The 20,889-nt window shown below is 73.5% G+C and carries 13 protein-coding genes; 12 read left to right on the forward strand and 1 reads right to left on the reverse strand.

Translation table 11 applies throughout. From position 1 onward, the window contains the following. Positions 1-209 precede the first annotated feature (209 nt). From FB00_RS05075 to FB00_RS05100, 6 genes are all read left to right on the forward strand, one after another. Complete coding sequence (locus FB00_RS05075) at positions 210-2,609, forward strand: glycoside hydrolase family 3 N-terminal domain-containing protein (RefSeq protein ID WP_052877452.1); 2,400 nt, start codon at positions 210-212, stop codon at positions 2,607-2,609. A gap of 126 nt (positions 2,610-2,735) precedes the next feature. After that, positions 2,736-3,152, forward strand: coding sequence for a hypothetical protein (locus FB00_RS05080; RefSeq protein WP_047231800.1), 417 nt, complete (start codon positions 2,736-2,738; stop codon positions 3,150-3,152). A gap of 203 nt (positions 3,153-3,355) precedes the next feature. Beyond that, positions 3,356-6,349: a glycoside hydrolase family 3 C-terminal domain-containing protein gene (locus FB00_RS05085; protein WP_047231801.1), complete on the forward strand. Its 2,994-nt coding sequence runs from the start codon at positions 3,356-3,358 to the stop codon at positions 6,347-6,349. A gap of 247 nt (positions 6,350-6,596) precedes the next feature. Beyond that, complete coding sequence (locus tag FB00_RS05090) at positions 6,597-9,143, forward strand: glycoside hydrolase family 3 C-terminal domain-containing protein (protein ID WP_082141008.1); 2,547 nt, start codon at positions 6,597-6,599, stop codon at positions 9,141-9,143. A 20-nt stretch (positions 9,144-9,163) separates the two neighbouring features. Then, positions 9,164-9,802: a hypothetical protein gene (locus FB00_RS05095; RefSeq protein ID WP_047231802.1), complete on the forward strand. Its 639-nt coding sequence runs from the start codon at positions 9,164-9,166 to the stop codon at positions 9,800-9,802. Then, complete coding sequence (locus tag FB00_RS05100) at positions 9,799-10,842, forward strand: glycosyltransferase family 2 protein (protein WP_047231803.1); 1,044 nt, start codon at positions 9,799-9,801, stop codon at positions 10,840-10,842. The genes FB00_RS05095 and FB00_RS05100 overlap by 4 nt, the downstream gene beginning before the upstream one ends. Before the next feature lie 42 nt (positions 10,843-10,884). On the opposite strand, the gene FB00_RS05105 is transcribed toward FB00_RS05100, so the two are convergent. Then, positions 10,885-11,361, reverse strand: a complete 477-nt coding sequence (locus tag FB00_RS05105; protein WP_047231804.1) for an Lrp/AsnC family transcriptional regulator — start codon at positions 11,359-11,361, stop codon at positions 10,885-10,887. A gap of 142 nt (positions 11,362-11,503) precedes the next feature. On the opposite strand from FB00_RS05105, the gene FB00_RS05110 reads away from it, so the two are divergent. From FB00_RS05110 to FB00_RS05135, 6 genes are read left to right on the forward strand one after another with little or no spacing between them, the layout of a single operon-like run. After that, on the forward strand, positions 11,504-12,928 hold the full coding sequence (locus tag FB00_RS05110; RefSeq protein ID WP_082141045.1) for a thiamine pyrophosphate-dependent dehydrogenase E1 component subunit alpha: 1,425 nt from the start codon (positions 11,504-11,506) through the stop codon (positions 12,926-12,928). Then, the gene (locus tag FB00_RS05115; RefSeq protein WP_082141009.1) at positions 12,925-14,001 is read left to right on the forward strand and encodes an alpha-ketoacid dehydrogenase subunit beta; all 1,077 of its coding nucleotides are present in this window, start codon (positions 12,925-12,927) and stop codon (positions 13,999-14,001) included. The genes FB00_RS05110 and FB00_RS05115 overlap by 4 nt, the downstream gene beginning before the upstream one ends. After that, the gene (locus FB00_RS05120; protein WP_419865515.1) at positions 13,998-15,773 is read left to right on the forward strand and encodes a dihydrolipoamide acetyltransferase family protein; all 1,776 of its coding nucleotides are present in this window, start codon (positions 13,998-14,000) and stop codon (positions 15,771-15,773) included. Before FB00_RS05115 ends, FB00_RS05120 begins: the two co-directional genes overlap by 4 nt. Further along, positions 15,770-17,398, forward strand: a complete 1,629-nt coding sequence (locus tag FB00_RS05125; RefSeq protein ID WP_047231805.1) for a carboxyl transferase domain-containing protein — start codon at positions 15,770-15,772, stop codon at positions 17,396-17,398. Before FB00_RS05120 ends, FB00_RS05125 begins: the two co-directional genes overlap by 4 nt. Before the next feature lie 4 nt (positions 17,399-17,402). After that, positions 17,403-19,655: a biotin carboxylase N-terminal domain-containing protein gene (locus FB00_RS05130; protein ID WP_047231806.1), complete on the forward strand. Its 2,253-nt coding sequence runs from the start codon at positions 17,403-17,405 to the stop codon at positions 19,653-19,655. After that, the gene (locus FB00_RS05135; RefSeq protein WP_047231807.1) at positions 19,652-20,827 is read left to right on the forward strand and encodes an acyl-CoA dehydrogenase family protein; all 1,176 of its coding nucleotides are present in this window, start codon (positions 19,652-19,654) and stop codon (positions 20,825-20,827) included. The genes FB00_RS05130 and FB00_RS05135 overlap by 4 nt, the downstream gene beginning before the upstream one ends. Positions 20,828-20,889 lie beyond the last annotated feature (62 nt).

Below are 20,889 nucleotides of genomic sequence, written 5' to 3' on the forward strand. Positions count from 1 at the left end.
GCCGACCGATCGTGCACGCAAAGCGACGGTTCGTGCACCGGGCCGCCCGGGCCGCCCGGGCCGTCCATAGCGTGGCGGCGCGGCTCAGGGACCACGACGTCCCGGGCCTCGACGGGTTCGCAGAGCTCGCTCAGCCACGCACGTGCCCCGGGTGGGGCGGCGGGGACGGCGCAGTGGCCGACGAGCGCGGAGACGACAAGGGAAGGTCGATGAGGACAACGACAACGGCGGGAAAGCTCGACGGCAGGGCGGCGCGCGTCCGGGGAGCGGCGGCGCTCGCGGGCCTGGCCCTCGTGGCCACGGCGGGGTGCACGGCCGGCACCCCGGACGAGGAGAACGCGTCGGACGCGTTCACCACGCGGGAGGTCACCGACGGGACCACGACCTTCGTGGTCGTCGACAACCCGGGTGACGGCCCCACGCTCTCCTACGGCGCGGACAGCGCCGTCGAGCTGCTGACCGAGGAGGTCGACGGCCAGGAGTACGCGTTCAAGGACATGAACGCGAACGGGACGCTCGACACCTGGGAGGACTGGCGCGAGAGCGCGCAGGACCGCGCCGCGGCGCTGTCCGAGGAGCTGACGATCGAGCAGATCGCCGGTCTCATGCTCTTCAGCTCGCACGAGCGCTCGCAGGCCGACGGCCTCACGGACGCGCAGAAGGAGTACCTGACGGACTCCCACCTGCGCAACGTCCTGCACGCGGGCCCGAGCGACGTCGAGGCGACCGTCACGTGGGCGAACGAGATGCAGGCGTACGCCGAGTCGCTCGCGAGCGCGGACGAGCCCTACGTCCCGGTGAACTTCGCCTCCGACCCGCGCTCGACCGCGGGCTCCGGCGGCTACAACGCCGAGGGTGCGGACATCTCGCGGTGGCCGTCGAACCTCGGCCTCGCCGCGACGTTCGACGTCGAGCACATGGACAACTTCGCCGAGATGTCCTCCGCGGAGTACCGCGCGCTGGGGATCACGACGGCCCTCAGCCCGCAGATCGACCTCGCGACCGAGCCGCGGTGGCTGCGCGTCGGCGGCACGTTCGGCGAGGACGTGGACCAGAACACCGAGCTGGCCGCCGCGTACGTCGACGGCTACCAGAGCACGACGGGCCAGGAGGGCTGGGGCCCCGAGTCGGTCAACGCGATGATCAAGCACTGGGCGGGCGACGGACCCGGCGAGGGCGGCCGCGAGGCCCACACCGACGCCGGCAAGTACGGGGTCTACCCGGGCGGCAACTTCGACGCGCACACCGAGGCGTTCCTCGGGTCGCTCGACTCCGCGGCCGTCATGTCGGCGTACTCGATCGCGCTCGACGGCGCGGGTGAGCCGCTGTTCGGCGAGCGCGTCGGCACGGCCTACGACGACACGCGCATGAACCTGCTCCGCGAGGAGAACGGCTACCAGGGCGTCGTCGTGACCGACTGGGGCGTCACGACCGGGGTGAACGACGAGGGCGCGGTCATCGCGACCGGCTGGGGCGCCGAGGACCTCACCAAGGAGCAGCGCCACTACGAGATCCTCAAGACCGGTCACGACATGTTCGGCGGCAACAACGACGTCGCGCCGGTCCTCGCCGCCCACGAGCTGTGGCAGGCCGACTTCGAGGCCGGCACGAACGACGTCGACGCCGACACGCGCTTCCGCGAGTCCGGCGCGCGCATCCTCACGATGTTCTTCAACCCGGGCCTGTACGAGAACGCGTACCTCGACCTGGACGAGTCCACGGAGATCCTCGCGAGCGACGACAAGGTCGAGGCGGGCTACGCGGCGCAGCTCGACTCCGTGGTCCTGCTGAAGAACGACGGCGAGACCGTCACCGCCGCGGACGCGGAGGCGTGGAAGGACAAGACCGTCTACATCCCGCGCAACTTCAACACCGGCTTCGCGAGCTCGTTCGGGCCGGGGGAGTACACCGAGGGCGCCGGGATCGACCTCGAGGTGGCCGAGCAGTACTTCGGCACGGTCGTCACGGACGAGGCCGTCATGGACGCGGACGACAAGGTCACGAGCTACACCGCTCCGGACCTGTCCGACGTCGACCTCGTGCTCGTGGGCATGGACAGCCCGGACAACGGCGGCACCTTCTCGAACATCGGGCACGACGTCGAGAACGACACCTGGTACCCGCTGTCGCTGCAGTACCGCCCGTACACCGCGGACGGCGCGAACGTGCGCCAGACCTCGATCTCCGGCGACCTGCTCGCGGACGGCACGCGGCAGAACCGCTCGTACTTCGGCAACACGTCGAAGATCGCGAACGAGTCGGACCTCGACGCGTTCGAGCGTGCCGTGGCGGCCGTCGAGGCGTCCGGCAAGGACATCCCGGTCGTCACCGTCCTCAAGGCGACCAACCCGATCGTGCCGGCCGAGTTCGAGGCCGCGTCCGACGCGATCGTCGTCGGCTTCGGCACGAGCGACCAGGCGCTCCTCGAGGTCGTGCTCGGCCTCCACGAGCCGCAGGGCCGCCTGCCCGTCCAGTTCCCGAAGGACATGGACACGGTCGAGGCGCAGCAGGAGGACGTCGCGAAGGACATGACGCCCTACACCGACGCCGCGGGCAACGCCTACGACTACGGCTTCGGCCTGAGCTACGGCGGGCCGATCACGGACTGACGGACCGCACGGGCGGCGGTCGCACGAGCGGCCGCCGCCCGGGGCGGACGGCGCCCGTCCGGCGCCGTCCGGCCCCGACCAGGCCGCGGGGTGGGCCCGCGGCACGAACGAACCAAGGAGCAGGAAGTGAAGCGGAACAAGGCGCTGACCACAGGGATCGGGCTGCTCGTCGCCGTCACGGGGGCCTTCGGGCTGACGGCGTGCGGGAGCGGGGACGACTCCGCGGCCGGGTCGTCGTCGTCGGAGAGCCAGTCGACCGACGTCGACGTGGCGACCGACCTCGAGAACGCGCGCACGGCGGTCGCCGACGCTCTCGCGGAGGACGACAGCTGGGCGCAGATCATGCTCGCCAGCGACGTCAAGGAGCCGACCGTGAAGTACGGCCTCCTCGTGGTGCCCTTCGTCCCCTCGGACGCCGCCTCGCGCGTCCAGGGCACGGTCGACATCAAGGACGGCGAGTACACGATCGAGGCTGACTCCGCCGCGACCGGCGAGACCTGGCAGATCGACCAGGACGGCACCATCACCCCGGCCGGGGAGTAGCCACCCATGCCTCGTCCGTCCGACGGGCTGCTCAGGCGGATCGTCGGACGGCCCGTCGGACGGACGAGGCACCACCCCGCGCACGGGTCGCGCACGACGACGACCGTCCGTGCCGCAGAAACGACCGATCGTGCAGCCGCGGCGGGCGGCGCCGTACCCCGCTCCTAGCCTGAGGAACGGGCCCGCACTCGAGGAGGAATGCAGTGAACGCCAGGGCGAAGAACGCCGACGGTGGCAGGACACCGATGTCGAACAAGAAGTTCCTGTGGATCTGGGTACCCGTGCTCGCGACGGTGACCGTGCTCGTCGTCGTCGCGAACGTCGCGCTCAACGTCGCGGGCGGCTGGGTCGCGTCCCAGCTCGGGTCCGGCACCTACACGTTCACCAACTCCGAGGAGTCCTCGGGCTGGGACACCGAGTACTACACGGCCGAGCACGACAGCCAGGAGTCCGTCGACGAGGCCGCCAAGGTGCTCGTCGAGGAGATCGCCGCCGGCGGGATCGTCCTCGCGAAGAACGAGGCCGGCGCGCTGCCCCTCGCCGCGGACGCCCGCGTGACCATGCTGGGCCGCGCGTCCGCCGACCCGGTGTTCGGCGGCTCGGGCTCCGGCTCGGTCGACACCAACTCCGCGGTGACCGTCCGCGGCGGCCTCGAGAACGCGGGCCTCACGGTGAACGACCAGGTCTACGCCACCATCGAGGCGTTCGCGGCCGAGAACCCGCGCGGCCACATCGAGATGGACAACCCCGACGCGTCGAGCTACACGATCGGCGAGCTGCCCGTCGGCGACTACGAGGCGCAGTCCGGGACGTTCGCCGAGTTCGGCGACGCCGCGATCGTCACGATCGGCCGCCCCGGCGGCGAGGGCGGCGACCTCACCCGCGACATGACGGGCTGGGACGACAACGCCGAGCCCGGCCAGCACCAGCTCGAGCTCAACCAGGACGAGAAGGACCTCGTCGCGCTCGCGACGGCGAGCTTCGACACGGTCGTCGTGGTCGTCAACGCGTCCACGACCCTCGAGCTCGGCGAGCTCCAGGCCGACCCGGACGTCGACGCGATCCTCCTCGCGGGCTCGCCCGGCGCGACCGGCTTCAACGCCCTGGGCACGATCCTCACGGGCGAGGTCAACCCGTCCGGCCGCACGACCGACGTCTGGGCCGCGGACTTCACCGCCGACCCGACGTTCGCGAACTTCGGCAGCTTCTTCTACTCGAACATCGAGGCCTCCTACCCGGTCTCGGCGGTCGAGAAGGCGACGTCCAACGCGACCGTCACGAGCAACGCGCCGTTCGTCGACTACACCGAGGGCATCTACGTCGGGTACCGGTACTACGAGACCGCCGCGGCCGAGGGCTTCGTCGACTACGACGACGCCGTGGTCTACCCGTTCGGCTACGGCCTCAGCTACACCGACTTCGCCTGGGCGGTCACGGGCACGGAGGCGGGCGACGTCGACGGGACCGTCGCGGTCACGGTCGAGGTCACGAACACCGGCGCCGTCGCGGGCCGGGACGTCGTCGAGCTCTACTACACCGCCCCCTACACGCCCGGCGGCATCGAGAAGTCCGAGGTCGTCCTGGGCGACTTCGCCAAGACCGGCGTGATCGAGCCCGGCGCGAGCGAGACGGTGACGCTCGAGCTCGCCGTCGAGGACATGGCGTCCTACGACCACCTGGGCGAGCAGGCGTACGTCCTCGAGGCGGGCGACTACACGATCAGCCTGCGCACCGACTCCCACACCGTCGCGGCGGGCACGGAGCCGATCACGTACCCGGTGGCGTCCGACGTCGTGTACTCGGGCGACAACCACCGCGCGACGGACCTCGCCGAGGTGACCAACCGGTTCGACGACGTCTCGGCGCGCTTCAGCGCCGACGGCGGCGCCGGCACCGTCGTGCCGATGTCCCGCGCCGACTTCGCGGGCACGTTCCCGCAGGCCCCGACCGCCGAGCAGTCCGTCGCCGACGCGGCCACCCAGGAGGGCTTCGCCGCCTGGGACTACGACGCCGAGGCCGCCGCGTTCGACGGCGAGATGCCGACGACGGGCGAGCGCTCCGACCTGACGCTCGTGGACCTGCGCGGGCTGCCCAAGGACGACCCGCAGTGGGACGAGCTGCTCGACTCCCTGACGGTCGGCGACATGACGGACATGCTGCTCAACGGCGCGTACCAGACGGCCGCGATCGCCTCGATCGCCAAGCCGCAGACGGTCGAGCCCGACGGCCCGGCGGGCTTCTCGTCCTTCATCAACTCGTCGATCAACGGCGTCGCCTACCCGTCCGAGGTCCTCATCGCGCAGACGTGGGACGTCGACCTCGGCACCGCGATGGGCACGATGATCGGCGAGGAGGCGCTCCAGAAGGGCCTCAACGGCTGGTACGCGCCGGCGGTGAACCTGCACCGCTCGCCGTTCGGCGGCCGCAACTTCGAGTACTACTCGGAGGACCCGCTCCTCTCGGGCCGGATGGCCGCCGCCGTGTCGAACGGCGCGGCGAGCAAGGGCGTCTACACGATGCTCAAGCACTTCGCGCTCAACGAGCAGGAGACCAACCGCGTCGACAACGGCCCCGCGACGTGGGCGACCGAGCAGACGATCCGCGAGATCTACCTCAAGCCGTTCGAGCTCGCGATCAAGGACGTCTCCCTCGACGTCCGGTACATCGCGGACGACGAGGGCACGATCGAGGAGACGACGGTCGGGGCGCTCGGCATCATGAGCTCGTTCAACCGGATCGGCGCCACGTGGACCGGCGGCTCGAGGCCGCTCATGACGGACGTCCTGCGCGGCGAGTGGGGCTTCGAGGGCTTCGCGATCACCGACTTCAACCTGTACCCGTACATGAACCCCAACGAGGGTCTCGACGGGGGCACGGACCTGACGCTCACCTTCCAGCCGTCGAAGTCGTTCGGCGACACGACGTCCGCGAAGGCCGTCACGGACATCCGGAACGCGACCCACAACATCCTGTTCACGGTGGCCAACTCGAACGCCATGAACGGGCTCGCCCCCGGAGCGACCGTCACCTACACGCCGCCCACCTGGGTGTACGTCCAGATCGGCGTGTCGGTCCTCCTCGGGCTGCTCGTCCTGGTCGGCGCCTTCCTCATGGTCCGACGCGTTCGTCGGCACCGGTCGGCTGCCGAGGAGGTCGCCGCACCCGCCTCCGAGCCGGCGGTCCCCGCCGCCCGGTAGCCGGTGACCACCGGGCCTCCCGGGCGGGCGACCGCCCGGGAGACCCGGCACCCGGCGCCGTCGGGCCGGTGGCGCCCACCACCGCCGGCCCGACGCCGGGACCCCGGACCGCCGTCCGGCACCGGGTCCCGCCCCGCACGTCCCGAGCTGCGCCGTCGTCGACGCACCGCCGACGGCAGGCCTCGCCCTGCCCGCAGACCGCTCGGAGAGACCCCGCACGACCCCACGACCATGCAAGGAGAGCACCGTGCAGCTCCACGGCGAGACCACCGCCGCGGCCGGCGAGACGGCCTCGGCCCCGGGCACGACGACCACGACGACCGGCGTCGTCCCGACCGCGAGCCTGACCCTCCTGGAGAAGGCCGCGCTCCTGACGGGGAAGTCCGTGTGGGAGACGCACGACGTCCCGCGCCTCGGCGTCCGCTCGCTGTGGCTGGCCGACGGTCCGCACGGCGTGCGCAAGCAGCTCGGCGCGGCCGACCACCTCGGCATCGCGGCCTCGCAGGAGGCCACGTGCTTCCCGACGGCCGCCGCCGTGGCGAACACGTGGGACGTCGAGCTGGCCGAGCGCGTGGGCGCCGCGCTCGGCGCCGAGGCCGCGGCGCAGGACGTGGACGTGCTGCTCGGCCCGGGCCTCAACATCAAGCGGTCGCCGCTCGGCGGGCGCAACTTCGAGTACTTCTCCGAGGACCCGCTGCTCGCGGGCCGGATGGCCGCGGGGTACGTGCGGGGGATCCAGTCCCGCGGTGTCGCGGCGTGCCCCAAGCACTTCGCGGTGAACTCCCAGGAGCTGCGCCGCATGGTCTCGGACTCCGTGGTCGACGAGCGGACGCTCCGGGAGGTCTACCTCACGGCGTTCGGCATCGTCGTCGCCGAGTCCCGGCCCCGGACGGTCATGTCGTCGTACAACCTCGTCAACGGCGTGTACGCCCACGAGGACCCGTTCCTCCTCACCCAGGTCCTGCGCCGGGAGTGGGGGTTCGACGGCGCGGTCGTCTCCGACTGGGGCGGGTCGAACGACGTCGTCGCGGCCGCGGCGGCGGGCGGGACGCTCGAGATGCCCGCCGCCGGGCTCGGCTCGGCGCGCCAGCTCGTGGACGCGGTGCGGTCCGGACGCCTCGACGAGGCGGACCTTGACGCGCGCGCGGACGAGGTCCTGCGCCTCGTCGCCGACGCCCGCGAGCCGGGCACCGCCCCGGCCGTGGACGCCGACGCCCACCACGCGCTCGCCCGCGAGGTCGCGGCGCGCTCGGCGGTTCTGCTCAAGAACGAGGACGCGATCCTGCCGCTCGCCGCCGGAACGCGCGTGGCGGTCGTCGGCGACTTCGCGCGCACCCCGCGCTACCAGGGCTCCGGCTCGTCCGCGGTGAACCCGACCCGCCTCGACAGCGTGCTCGACGTGATCGGGGACTCGGGCCTCGACCTGACGTCGTTCGCCCCCGGCTTCCACCGCGACGGCACCCCCGACGCCGCGCTGCGAGAGGAGGCCGTCGAGGCCGCCCGCGGCGCCGACGTCGTGCTGCTCTTCCTCGGCCTGGACGAGATCGCGGAGTCGGAGGGGCTCGACCGCTCGACGCTCGCGCTGCACCCGGCGCAGGTCGAGGTGCTCCAGGCCGTGGCCGCGGCGAACCCCGCCACCGTCGTGGTGCTCGCGGGCGGCGGGGCGATCTCCACCCCGTGGCTCGGCTCGGCCCGCGCGCTCGTGCACGGCTACCTCTCCGGGCAGGCCGGGGCCGGCGGGATCCTCGACGTGCTCACGGGCGTCGTGAACCCCTCGGGACGGCTCGCGGAGACGCTGCCCGTGCGCCTCGCGGACACCCCGACCGCCGGGTCGTTCCCCGCGACCGGGCGCACCGCCGTCTACCGCGAGGGCCTGTACGTCGGCTACCGGTACTACACGAGCGCCGACGTCCCCGTGGCGTTCCCGTTCGGGTTCGGCCTGTCGTACACGACGTTCGAGCGCTCCGGCCTCGTGGTCGCCGCGGACAGGTCGACGGACACCGCGACGGGCTCCGCGATGGACCTGACGACGGACCACGCGACGGTCACGGTGACCGTGACCGTGACGAACACCGGGCCGGTCGCCGGGGCCGACGTGGTGCAGGTCTACACGAGCCGCGAGACGCCGGGGGTCCACCGCCCGGTCCGCACGCTCGCCGGGTTCGTGCGCGTCGAGCTCGAGCCGGGGGAGTCGCGCACGGTGACCGTGCCGCTGGGAGACGCCGCGTTCCGGCACTGGGACGTGGCGACCGGTGCGTGGCAGGTCGAGCAGGGCGCGTGGTCGGTGCTGGTCGGCTCGCACGTGGACGACCTCCCGCTCGGGGCGACGATCGAGCTCACCGGCACCGTGCCGCCCCGCAGCGAGGACGACCTGCCCGAGCCGTACCGCACGGGACGCGTGCACGACGTGTCGGACGCCCAGTTCGCGGCGCTCCTGGGCCGCCCCGTCCCGACGGCGGCGTGGTCCGGTCCCCTCGGCGTGAACGACCCGCTCTCGCGCCTCGCGGACGCGCGGTCGCCGCTCGCCCGCCTCGCGTTCCGGATCCTGTCCTGGCGGCACGACGCGGCGGACCGCAAGGGCGCGCCGGACCTCAACATCCTGTTCCTGCTCAACATGCCGTTCCGGGCCATCGGGAAGATGACCGGCGGCCTGGTCGACGCCGCGATGGTCGACGGCATCGTCCGCATCGTCAACGGCCACCTCTTCCGCGGCACCGGCGCCGTCCTGCGCGGGTTCGTCCGCAACCGCCGTGCCGACCGTCGTACCGCGCGCACCCTCCGCGGCGACGCCTGACCTGCTCGAAGGGAAGACCCATGTTCACCCGCCTCCGCGACGCCTGGCGCCGGTTCTCCGAGAAGCGACCCGGGACCGCCCAGTTCGTCGTGTTCCTCGTGCTGAGCAACGGCATCACCGTGCTCCAGCTCGCGCTCATGCCCCTCATCAAGTGGGTCTTCGGCATGACCGCTCTGGTGGACGTGGCTTTCCAGGTCTGGCCGGTCGGGACGAACCCGGACGGGTCGACGTTCTACGTGTTCGACTACGCCGCCGGCCCGCTCCCGGGCGGCGGCGGGGGGCTGGCATACTTCCTCGCCGTGCAGATCACCTTGCTGGTGGCGCAGGTGATCAACTTCTTCGCTCAGCGCAACATCACGTTCAAGTCCAACTCGTCGGTCGCGAAGGCCGCGCTCTGGTACACCATCGCGTACGTCGTCATCTCCATCGCGGCCGCCGCCGCCCAGGGCCTGTACAAGACGCCGATCTACGAGCTCTTCATCGACACGTGGGGCCTGGGCGCCGCGGGCGAGACCCTCGCGGACTTCACGACGATGATCATCAACGCGGCGATCTCGTTCTGGGTGTTCTTCCCGATCTTCAAGGTCATCTTCAAGCAGGTGCCCGAGGTGCCGGCCGCGCCGGAGGCGGAGCACGCCGGAGAGGTGCGTGCGTCGTGACCCCGCTCCTGACCGTCGTGGTGCCGGCGTACAACGCCGAGCCGTACCTGGCGCGCGCCCTCGACTCGCTCGTCGGGTTCGGGCCCGAGGTGGAGGTGCTCGTCGTCGACGACGGCTCGACCGACGGGACGGCGGCGCTCGCCCAGGGCTACGCGGACCGGTACCCGGGCGAGGTGCACGTGCTCCGCAAGGCCAACGGGGGGCACGGGTCGGCGATCAACACCGGCCTCGACCACGCCCGCGGGGAGTACCTCAAGGTCGTGGACGCGGACGACTGGGTGGACCGCGCCGCGCTCGCGCAGGTGCTCGCGACGCTGCGCGGGTTCGTGCGCCGGTTCGTGGACCCCGACGGCCCCGGAGCCGCACCGGTCGACCTGCTGGTCAGCAACTTCGTCTACGAGAAGGTCGGCAAGCGCGTCAAGACGGCCGTCCGGTACCGCGGGGCGCTGCCGCGCGGGCGCGTCCTCACCTGGTCCCAGACCCGGCGGTTCGCCAAGCGGCAGTACATGATGATGCACGCGCTGATGTACCGGACCCAGGTGCTGCGCGACGCGGGCCTGCGGCTGCCCGAGCACACGTTCTACGTCGACAACCTGTACGCGCTCGTCCCGCTCGCGCACGTCCGGACGCTGTACTACCTCGACGTCGACCTCTACCGGTACTTCATCGGCCGGGAGGACCAGTCCGTGCACGAGGCGGTCATGCTCAAGCGCCTCGACCAGCAGCTCCGCGTCAACTGGCTCATGCTCGAGCACGTCTCCCGCACGCCCGTGGCCGACCGGCGCCTGCGCCGGTACCTGCTCCACTACGTGGAGATCATCTGCGCGGTGTCGTCGATCCTGCTGGTCCGCGCCGGGACGCCCGCGTGCCTCGTGGAGAAGGAGCGGCTCTGGTCGCGCCTGCGCGCCCAGGACCCCCAGCTCTACCACCAGGTGCGCTGGTCGGGCCTCGGGCAGATCGCCAACCTCCCCGGCCCGGCGGGCCGGCGCGTCACGGTCCTCGCCTACCGTGTCGCGCAGCGCGCCATCGGCTTCAGCTGACCCGACGGCGCGACGCCCGGACCGGCGTCGGTGCCGCCCGTGTCACCGGGCGGCGCGGCGCTGCTGCTCGATGAGCGGGCGCAGGCGGTAGGGGATGAGCTCGCCCATCGAGAGCGAGGTCTCCGTGCGCTCGACGCCGTCGATCGCGAGGATCGCCGCGTCGATGCGGAACAGGTGGTCGGTGTCGCGGCACGCGACGGTGACGCGCAGGTCGGCCGTCCCGCTGCGCCCGAACGCCTGCACGACCTCGGGGATGCGCGCCACGTCGTCGACGATCCGGGCGAGCTCCTTCTGGCGCACCTGGACCTCGACGAACGCCGTGAGCGGGTGCCCGAGCACGTGCGGGTCGATGCGCCGGTCGAGGTCGAGGAACGCGCCCTCGGCCTCGAGCCGGGCGAGGCGCGCCGCCACGGTGTTGCGCGAGAGCCGGAGGCGGTCGGCGAGCGCGACGATCGTCGCCCGCGGGTCGTCGGCGAGGGCGAGCAGGAGGTCGAGGTCGACAGCGTCGGCGCTGTGCATGGTGCTCACCCTAACCGAGTGACGGCGGTCACACTGCGCAGCGTGGCGGAGGTCGGTGGAGCCATGTGCGCGGCAGGGGTTACGTTCGCCCTACCTCGGTCCTCGACGGAGAGGACCGGCTCCCCGAGGTGAGGTGGCGACGATGCCCAGCGAACCTGCGGTGCGGACCGGACCGACGGCGGCGACCCCGCCGAAGGCGCAGAACGGTCACCGGGCGGCAACCCCGCGCGACGCACGAGCAGACCGGAAGAACGTGGCGCACGACGTGCGCAAGGACGTGCGCGAGGACGGGCGTGCCGACGTGCGCGCGGACCTGCCGCGGCAGGACCCGGGGGACGGCGCGTCGACGCCGACCCTGCGCGTGCTGACCGAGGACGGCACACGCCTCGCGGACCCCGAGCTCGACCGGTGGCTCGCCGACCTCGACCCCGCGGCGCACGACGACGCCGCGCGCGAGACCGCCCGGGCGACGCTCCTGCGACTCCTCGAGGACATGGTCGTGGCGCGGCGCATCGACGCCGAGGCGACGGCCCTCCAGCGGCAGGGCGAGCTCGCGCTGTGGCCCCCGCTGCTCGGCCAGGAGGCCGCCCAGGTCGGCTCGGCGCGCGCGCTGCGCGACGACGACTTCGTCTTCTCCTCCTACCGCGAGCACGCGGTCGCGCGCGTGCGCGGCGCCGAGCTCGTGGACCTCGTGCGCGTGTGGCGCGGCGTCGCGGTCTCCGGCTGGGACCCGTACGCGATCGGGATGGCGTCTCCGCAGGTCATCATCGGCGCGCAGACGCTCCACGCGACGGGCTGGGCGATGGGCGTGCAGAACGACGTCGACGCCGGCCGGGTCGACGCGTCCGCGGGGCTGCCGGTGGGGGTCGCGTACTTCGGCGACGGCGCGATGAGCCAGGGCGACGTGAACGAGGCGTTCGTCTTCGCGTCCACGTACCGCTCGCCGGTCGTCTTCTTCTGCCAGAACAACCAGTGGGCCATCTCCGAGCCGGTCGCGCTCCAGTCGCGCGTCCCGCTCGCCGAGCGCGCCCGCGGGTTCGGCCTGCCGGGCGTGCGGGTGGACGGCAACGACGTGCTCGCCGTGCTCGCCGTGACGCGCGCGGCGCTCGACCGCGCACGCCACGACGGCGGCCCGACGCTCATCGAGGCCGTCACCTACCGCATGGGCCCGCACACCACGGCCGACGACCCCAAGCGGTACCGCGACGCGGCCGAGGTCGAGGAGTGGACCGGGCGCGATCCGCTCGCGCGGTTCGAGGCGTACCTGCGCTCCGTCGGGGTGCTCGACGACGCGGAGGCGGCCCGGGTGCAGGGCGTCGCCGACGCCGCGGCGGCCGAGCTGCGCGCCGGGTGCGTCGCGCTCACCGACCCGCCGCCGCTGTCGCTCTTCGCGCACGTCTACGCGGAGCCGCACCACGCGCTGGAGCGCGAGCGAGCCGAGTACGCGCACTACCTCGAGTCGTTCGGCGACGGCGAGGACGGGGACGACGGCGCGGGCGGGCCGGGCGCCGCGGGCGACCGGGCGGCGTCGGGCACGGGGACGACCGCGACGGGGGTGGCGCGATGAGCACCCTCACCGTGGCGAAGGCGCTCGGCGCGGGGCTGCGCCGCGCGATGACGGACGACGACCGCGTCGTCGTCATGGGCGAGGACGTCGGCCGGCTCGGCGGCGTCTACCGCGTGACCGACGGCCTCCAGGCGGAGTTCGGGCCGCGGCGCGTGCTCGACACCCCGCTCGCGGAGTCCGGGATCATCGGGACGGCCGTCGGGCTCGCGTACCGCGGGTACCGGCCGGTGTGCGAGATCCAGTTCGACGGCTTCGTGTTCGTCGCGTTCGACCAGATCCTGTCGCAGCTCGCCAAGATGCACGCGCGCACCGGCGGGAAGGTGCGCCTGCCCATCACGATCCGCATCCCCGTCGGCGGCGGGATCGGCGCGGCCGAGCACCATTCCGAGTCGCCCGAGGCGCTGTTCGCGCACACCGCCGGGCTGCGCGTCGTGTCGGTCGCGAACCCCCAGGACGCGTACACCGTGCTGCGCCAGGCGGTCGCGTGCGACGACCCCGTGATCCTCTTCGAGCCCAAGCGCCGGTACCACCTCAAGGGCGAGGTCGACCCCGACCCGGTGGACCCGCTGCCCATGGACCGCGCGCGCGTCGTGCGCGAGGGCCACGACGTCACGCTCGTCACGTGGGGCGGTCTCGTCGGGACCGCTCTCGACGCCGCCGTCGCCGCGTCCGACGACGGCGTGTCCGTCGAGGTCATCGACCTGCGCTCGCTCTCGCCCATCGACCACGACACCGTCGCGGCGTCGGTGCGCAAGACGGGGCGCGTCGTCGTCACGCACGAGGCACCGCGGCAGGCCGGGCTCGGCGCGGAGATCGCCGCGACCGTGACCGACCGTTGCTTCGAGTACCTCGAGGCCGCGCCCGTGCGCGTCACCGGTCACGGCATGCCCTACCCGCCCGCCAAGCTCGAGGGCCACTACCTCCCCGACCTCGACCGCATCCTCGACGGCGTCGACCGCGTCCTGGGGCGGGTCGAGCCGTTCGTGCCGCGCACGGGCTCCGACGCCGGTTCGCCGGGCGGGGCCGGCAGCCAGGCCGGGTCGGTCCGCACCGTCGAGGCGGTGGCCCGATGATGACGATGCGCGAGTTCCGCCTCCCCGACCTCGGGGAGGGCCTCACCGAGTCCGACATCGTGAGCTGGCACGTCCACGCGGGCGACCACGTGGAGCTCAACCAGGTCATCGCCGAGGTCGAGACCGCCAAGGCCCTCGTCGACCTCCCGTCCCCGTACGCCGGCGTCGTCGCGTCGCTGCACGCCGAGGAGGGCCAGACCGTCACGGTCGGCGCCCCCTTGGTGACCTTCGAGGTCGACGACGGCACCCCCGCCCCCCAAGGCGCCGAACCCGGGGATGTCGCCGGGCTCGGCGCCGCCACCGACGACAAGCCCGGGTTCGGCGCGCCTTCGGCCGGGGACGCGACGTCCGAGGACGCGCCGCAGCCCGCCGGTCCACCGGAGGCTGACGACGGGCCGGAGCCCAACCTCGTCGGGTACGGGGCGCGGCCGGAGACCACCGGCAGGCCGGCGCGACGCCGTCGGGCCCGCCCTGCCGACGGTCCGCCGACCCCCGCGGCGCCCGTCGCCGCGCCCGTCGTCGAACCAGGGGTTGCGGTCACTCGCGTCGTCGAGCCCGGCGACATCCCCGGGTTCGGCGGCACGACGGCGCCCGGTGCGTCCGGCAGGACCGTCGCCGGAGAGCGGCCGCGGTCGACGCCGCCGGTGCGGGCGCTCGCGAAGAAGCTCGGTGTGCGCATCGACCGGGTCGACGGGACCGGCCGGGACGGCCTCATCACGCGCGAGGACGTCCTCGCGGCGGTGAGCTGCCACCGCGACGTCGTGCGGCAGCAGCGCGAGGTGCACGGCACGCTCGCCGCGTCGACCGCGTCGGCCACCCCGACCGCGCGGAACGCGACGCCCGCCCACCTGACGGCGCCCCCAGGCGAGAGGGGAGACCTCGCGTCGCGAGGGTCCGGGCGAGGGGTCACGTCTCCCGGCTCGGCAGCCGCCGGTGGGGACGCGCGGGTCGGGCTCGAACCCGAGGTCGTGCCGGTGCGGGGGGTGCGCAAGCACACCGCGGCGGCGATGGTGGCGAGCGCGTTCACGGCGCCGCACGCGACGGTGTTCCTCACGGTCGACGTGACGCGCAGCGTCGAGCTCCTGGAGCGGCTGCGGACCCACCGCCTCGCGCGCGGCGCGCGGATCACCGTGCTGGCGCTCGCTGCCCGCGCGCTGTGCCTCACGTTGCCGCGCCACCCCGCGCTCAACAGCGCGTGGCACGACCTCCCGGACGGCACCGCGGAGATCGTGCGGCACCGCCGCGTGCACCTGGGCATCGCGGTCGCGACCGATCGCGGGCTCGTCGTGCCCCACGTGCCCGACGCGCAGGACCTCGACCTGCCCGACCTCGCCGCCGCGCTCACCGACCTCACGGTCACGGCGCGCGACGGCCGGACGACGCCCGAGCGCCTCACGGGCGGGACGATCTCGATCACCAACGTCGGGGTGTTCGGCGTCGACGCGGGCACGCCGATCCTCGTGCCGGGCGAGGCGGCGATCCTCGGCCTGGGTGCGGTGCGGCGTCGGCCCTGGGAGCACGACGGCGAGGTCGCGCTGCGCGACGTCGTCACCCTGAGCCTGTCGTTCGACCACCGCGTGGTCGACGGCGAGCAGGGCGCGCGCTTCCTCGCCGACCTCGGCGCGCTGCTCGAGGACCCGGCCCTCGCGCTCCTGGCTGGTGGCTCGTCGCCCGGCGGTGGTACCGCGCCCGGCCGAACCCTGGATCCCTCCCCAGGATCGGCCGCGGGTGAGGAGCGAACCCGGGTTCGGCAGGGAGGGGCGGCCGGATGACGATCCTGACGAGCGCCGTCGACCCCGGGTCGGAGACGGCCCGGGCGAACGACGCCGGCCAGCGGGCGCTCGCCGACGAGCTGCGTGCGCGCACGGCGGACGTCGCGCGCGGGGGCCCGGCGTCGGCGCGCGACCGGCACGTCGCGCGCGGCAAGCTGCTGCCGCGCGACCGCGTCGACCGCCTGCTCGACGAGGGCAGCCCGTTCCTCGAGATCGCGCCGCTCGCCGGGTACGGCGTGGACGACGGCGCGTGGCCGGCCGCCGGGGTCGTCGCCGGGATCGGGGTGGTGAGCGGGCGGCAGGTCTTGGTCGTGTGCAACGACGCGACCGTGAAGGGCGGCACGTACCACCCGCTCACGGTGAAGAAGCACCTGCGGGCGCAGGAGATCGCGCTCGAGAACCGGCTGCCGTGCGTCTACCTCGTCGACTCGGGGGGTGCGTTCCTCCCCCGGCAGGCCGAGGTGTTCCCGGACCGCGACCACTTCGGCCGGATCTTCTACCACCAGGCGCGCCTCTCGGCCGCCGGGATCCCGCAGATCTCCGCGGTCCTCGGGTCGTGCACGGCGGGCGGCGCCTACGTGCCCGCGATGAGCGACGAGACGGTCATCGTGCGCGGACAGGGCACGATCTTCCTCGGCGGGCCGCCGCTCGTGAAGGCGGCGATCGGCGAGGTCGTCACGGCCGAGGAGCTCGGCGGCGGCGAGCTGCACGCGCGCCGTAGTGGCGTCGTCGACCACCTGGCCGACGACGACGAGGACGCGCTCGACACCGTGCGCCGCATCGTCGCGACGCTCCCGCCCGACCCGGCGCCCGCATGGGACGTCGCGCAGAGCGAGTGCCCTGCGGTCGTACAGGAGACCGGGGAGGACCTGTACGCCACCGTCCCGGTCGATGTCCAAGCGCCGTACGACCCGCGCGAGATCATCGCCCGGCTTGTCGACGGGAGCCGTTTCGACGAGTTCAAGCGTGAGCACGGCGACACGCTCGTCACCGGGTTCGCGCGGATCCACGGGCATCCGGTGGGCATCCTCGCGAACCAGGGCGTGCTGTTCGGGGCGTCGGCGCTCAAGGGGGCGCACTTCGTCGAGCTGTGCGACCAGCGGGGGATCCCGCTGCTGTTCCTCCAGAACATCTCCGGGTTCATGGTCGGCACCGACGCCGAGGCCGGCGGGATCGCGAAGGACGGCGCCAAGATGGTCACGGCCGTCGCGACGACGCGCGTCCCCAAGCTCACCGTGATCGTCGGCGGGTCGTTCGGGGCGGGCAACTACTCGATGTGCGGGCGCGCGTACTCGCCGCGCTTCCTGTGGTCGTGGCCCGCGAGCCGCATCTCCGTGATGGGCGGTCCGCAGGCCGCGTCGGTGCTCTCGACGGTCAAGCGCGACCAGCTCGCGGCGCGCGGCGAGACGTGGGACCCCGACGAGGAGGCCGCGTTCGCCGCCGGCATCCGCGCCGACTACGACGAGCACGGCAGCCCCTACTACGCGACCGCGCGCCTGTGGGACGACGGCGTGATCGACCCCGCCGACACGCGCCGCGTGCTCGGCCTCGCCCTCGGCGTGTGCGCGCGCACGCCCCTCGCCGAGACCTGGACCGGTGACCGGTTCGGCCTCTTCCGGATGTGAGCCGATGACCTCCGAGACCCCCCACGACGCGACCGGCTTCCGCACGGTCCTCGTCGCCAACCGCGGCGAGATCGCGTGCCGCGTGATCGGCACGCTGCGACGCCTCGGCGTGCGGTCCGTCGCCGTCTTCTCCGACGCCGACGCCGGTGCGCGCCACGTGCGCGAGGCCGACGTCGCGGTCCGGCTCGGTCCCGCGCCCGCCGCCCAGAGCTACCTGGACGTCGACGCCGTGGTCGCGGCGGCGGTCGCGACCGGCGCCGACGCCGTCCACCCCGGCTACGGCTTCCTGTCCGAGAACCCGGCGCTCGCCCGCGCGTGCGAGCGCGCCGGGATCGCGTTCGTCGGGCCGGGAGTCGACGCGCTCGAGGCGATGGCCGACAAGCTCGCCGCGAAGAGCATCGTCGGCGCGCGGGCCGTGCCCGTCGTGCCGGGGGCCGGTGAGGCGGGGATGTCCGACGACGACCTGGTCGCCGTCGCGGGCGCGGTCGGGTTCCCGCTGCTCGTCAAGCCGTCCGCCGGGGGCGGCGGCAAGGGGATGGTCGTCGTGCGCGCCGCCGACGACCTGCCGGGCGCCCTCGCGTCCGCGCGCCGGGTCGCCGCGTCGTCGTTCGGCGACGACACGCTCCTGCTCGAGCGGCTCGTCGAGGCGCCGCGCCACATCGAGGTGCAGGTGCTCGCCGACACGCACGGGACCGTGGTCCACCTCGGCGAGCGCGAGTGCTCGCTCCAGCGCCGCCACCAGAAGGTCGTGGAGGAGGCGCCGTCGCCCCTGCTCACGCCGGCCCAGCGCGCCCGGATGGGCGAGGCCGCGTGCGAGGTCGCGCGGTCGGTCGGCTACGTCGGCGCCGGGACGGTCGAGTTCCTCGTCCCAGCCGGGAGCCCCGACGAGTTCTTCTTCATCGAGATGAACACGCGGCTCCAGGTCGAGCACCCCGTCACCGAGATGGTCACCGGCCTCGACCTCGTCGAGCTCCAGCTCCGCGTCGCGTCGGGCGCGCCGCTCGGGATCGCCCAGGACGACGTCGTGCTCCGAGGCCACGCCGTCGAGGCGCGGCTCTACGCCGAGTCGCCCGAGCGCGGGTTCCTCCCGGCGACGGGGTCGGTCCTGGTCTACGACGACGACGGGGTCCCCTCCGGGCCCGACGCCGCGCCGCTGCGACTCGACTCCGGGATCTCCACCGGCGCCGTGGTGGGCGGGCACTACGACCCCCTGCTCGCCAAGGCCGTCGCGTGGGGCGAGACGCGCGAGCACGCCGTCGACCGGCTCGAAGGGCTGCTCGCGCGGACGGTCGTGCTGGGGGTCGAGACGAACACGGCGTTCCTGCGGTCGTTGCTCGCGGATCCCGAGGTCCGGGCGGGGCGGCTCGACACCGGCCTGATCGACCGGCTCGTGGCGTCGGGGGCGGGGGGTGCGCGCGCCGTCGCGTGGGTCGATCTCGTGGCCGCGGCGTTGTTCGTCGCGAGCTCGCGTGGTGCCGAACCCGGGGTTGTCGACAGGTTCGCGGCAGATTCGCGCGACAAGCCCGGGTTCGGCGGGGCTGGGGGAGCTGGTGACGACGACCCGTGGCGGGCGCGTGACGGGTGGCGGCTCAACGCTCCCGCTGCCGCGCGGCGGGTCGTGCTCGTCGATGCCGCCGGGGACGCGCACGAGGTGCGGGTCTCCGGGGTGGCGCGCGACGCCGTCGTGCACCTCCCCGCACGGGACGACGACGGGTGGGAGTCCCCGGGTGCACCACCGCACCCGGTGCGGGCGTCGCTCGTGCGCGACCCCGGGGCCGACGGCGCGTGGTGGCTCACCGTGGACGGCGTCCGGGAGCGCGTGCGGCTCGCGCTCGACGCGCCGTCCGCTGCTGGCGTGCCCGCCACGGTGTGGCTGTGGCGCGACGGGCGGACCGTCGCGCTGGCCGCCCCGGACCGCGAGCAGCGCGCGGCTCGGGCACGCGACGACCGGCGTCGGGCCCGGGGGGACACGCCCGGCGCGACGGACCCCGAGGTGCGGGCCGCGATGCCCGGCACGGTCGTGACCGCGGTCGCGGACGGGGACCCCGTCGCTGCGGGTGCCGTCCTCGTCACGGTCGAGGCCATGAAGATGGAGCATTCGCTCCTCGCCCCGCACGACGGCGTCGCCGACGTGCGCGTGCGACCCGGCGACCTCGTGCGCCGGGACCAGGTGGTCGCCGTCGTCCACCCCCACGACTCCGGCGCGGCAGACCCCGCCGCCCCGGTCCCGCAACCCGACACCCAGGGAGCATCATGATCGAGGCCGACGTCCTGCTCGACGACGAGCAGCGGAAGCTCAGCCAGGTGGTGCGCGACTTCGCGGACAGCGTCGTCGCGCCCGCCGCCTACCGGTACGACACCGAGCGTCGCCTGCCGATGGAGATCATCGCGCAGATGGGGGAGCTGGGGCTGTTCGGCCTGCCGTTCCCGCGCGACGTCGGCGGGCAGGGCAAGGACTACGTGTCGCTGTGCCTCGCCGTGGAGGCGCTCGCGCGCGTCGACCAGTCCATCGCCGTGACGCTCGAGGCGGGCGTGGGCCTGGGGATCGTGCCGATCTACCGGCACGGGTCGCGCGAGCAGCAGGAGCGCTGGCTGCCCGACCTCCTGGCCGGGCGGGCGCTCGCGGCGTTCGGGCTCACGGAGGCCGACGCCGGTTCCGACGCGGGCGGCACGCGCACCACCGCGCGGCTCGACGGGGACGAGTGGGTGATCGACGGGTCCAAGCAGTTCATCACCAACTCGGGGACGCCGATCACGAGCCTCGTGACGATCACGGCGGTGACGGGCGAGCACGTCAGCCAGGACGGCGAGGTGCGCAAGGAGCTGTCGAGCATCATCGTGCCGGCGGGAACGCCCGGGCTGGAGGTCGGCCCGTCGTACGACAAGGTCGGCTGGCACACGTCGGACACGCACCCCCTCACGCTGACCGACGTGCGCGTGCCCGCCGGGAACCTGCTCGGCGAGCGCGGCCGCGGGTACGCGAACTTCCTGCGCGCGCTCGACGAGGGCCGCATCGCGTTCGCCGCGCTGGCGACCGGCGCCGCACAGGGCTGCCTCGAGGAGGCGCTGCGGTATGCGAAGCAACGGGTCGTCTTCGGGCGGTCGATCGGCGAGAACCAGCACGTCGCGTTCACGCTCGCGCGCATGCAGGCCCGCGTCCACACGGCCCGCCTCGCCTGGCTCGACGCCGCGCACAAGCTCGTCGCGGGCAAGCCGTTCAAGGCGGAGGCGTCGGTCGCGAAGCTCGTCGGTGGCGAGGCGGCGATGGCGAACGCGCGCGACGCGTCGCAGATCTTCGGCGGCTACGGCTTCCTCAACGAGAACCCGGTAGCGCGCCACTACCGCGACGCGAAGGTGCTCGAGGTCGGCGAGGGCACCACCGAGGTGCAGCTCATGGTCATCGCGAGGAGCCTGGGATTGGACGGGTAAACCCCGGGTCGACGTCGAACACGACATGGAGGACGCTATCCGGCTCTTTCCGTCCTTCACGT

This window comes from Cellulosimicrobium funkei, from assembly GCF_001019615.1.
GTDB classification, from domain to species: Bacteria; Actinomycetota; Actinomycetes; order Actinomycetales; family Cellulomonadaceae; genus Cellulosimicrobium; species Cellulosimicrobium cellulans_E.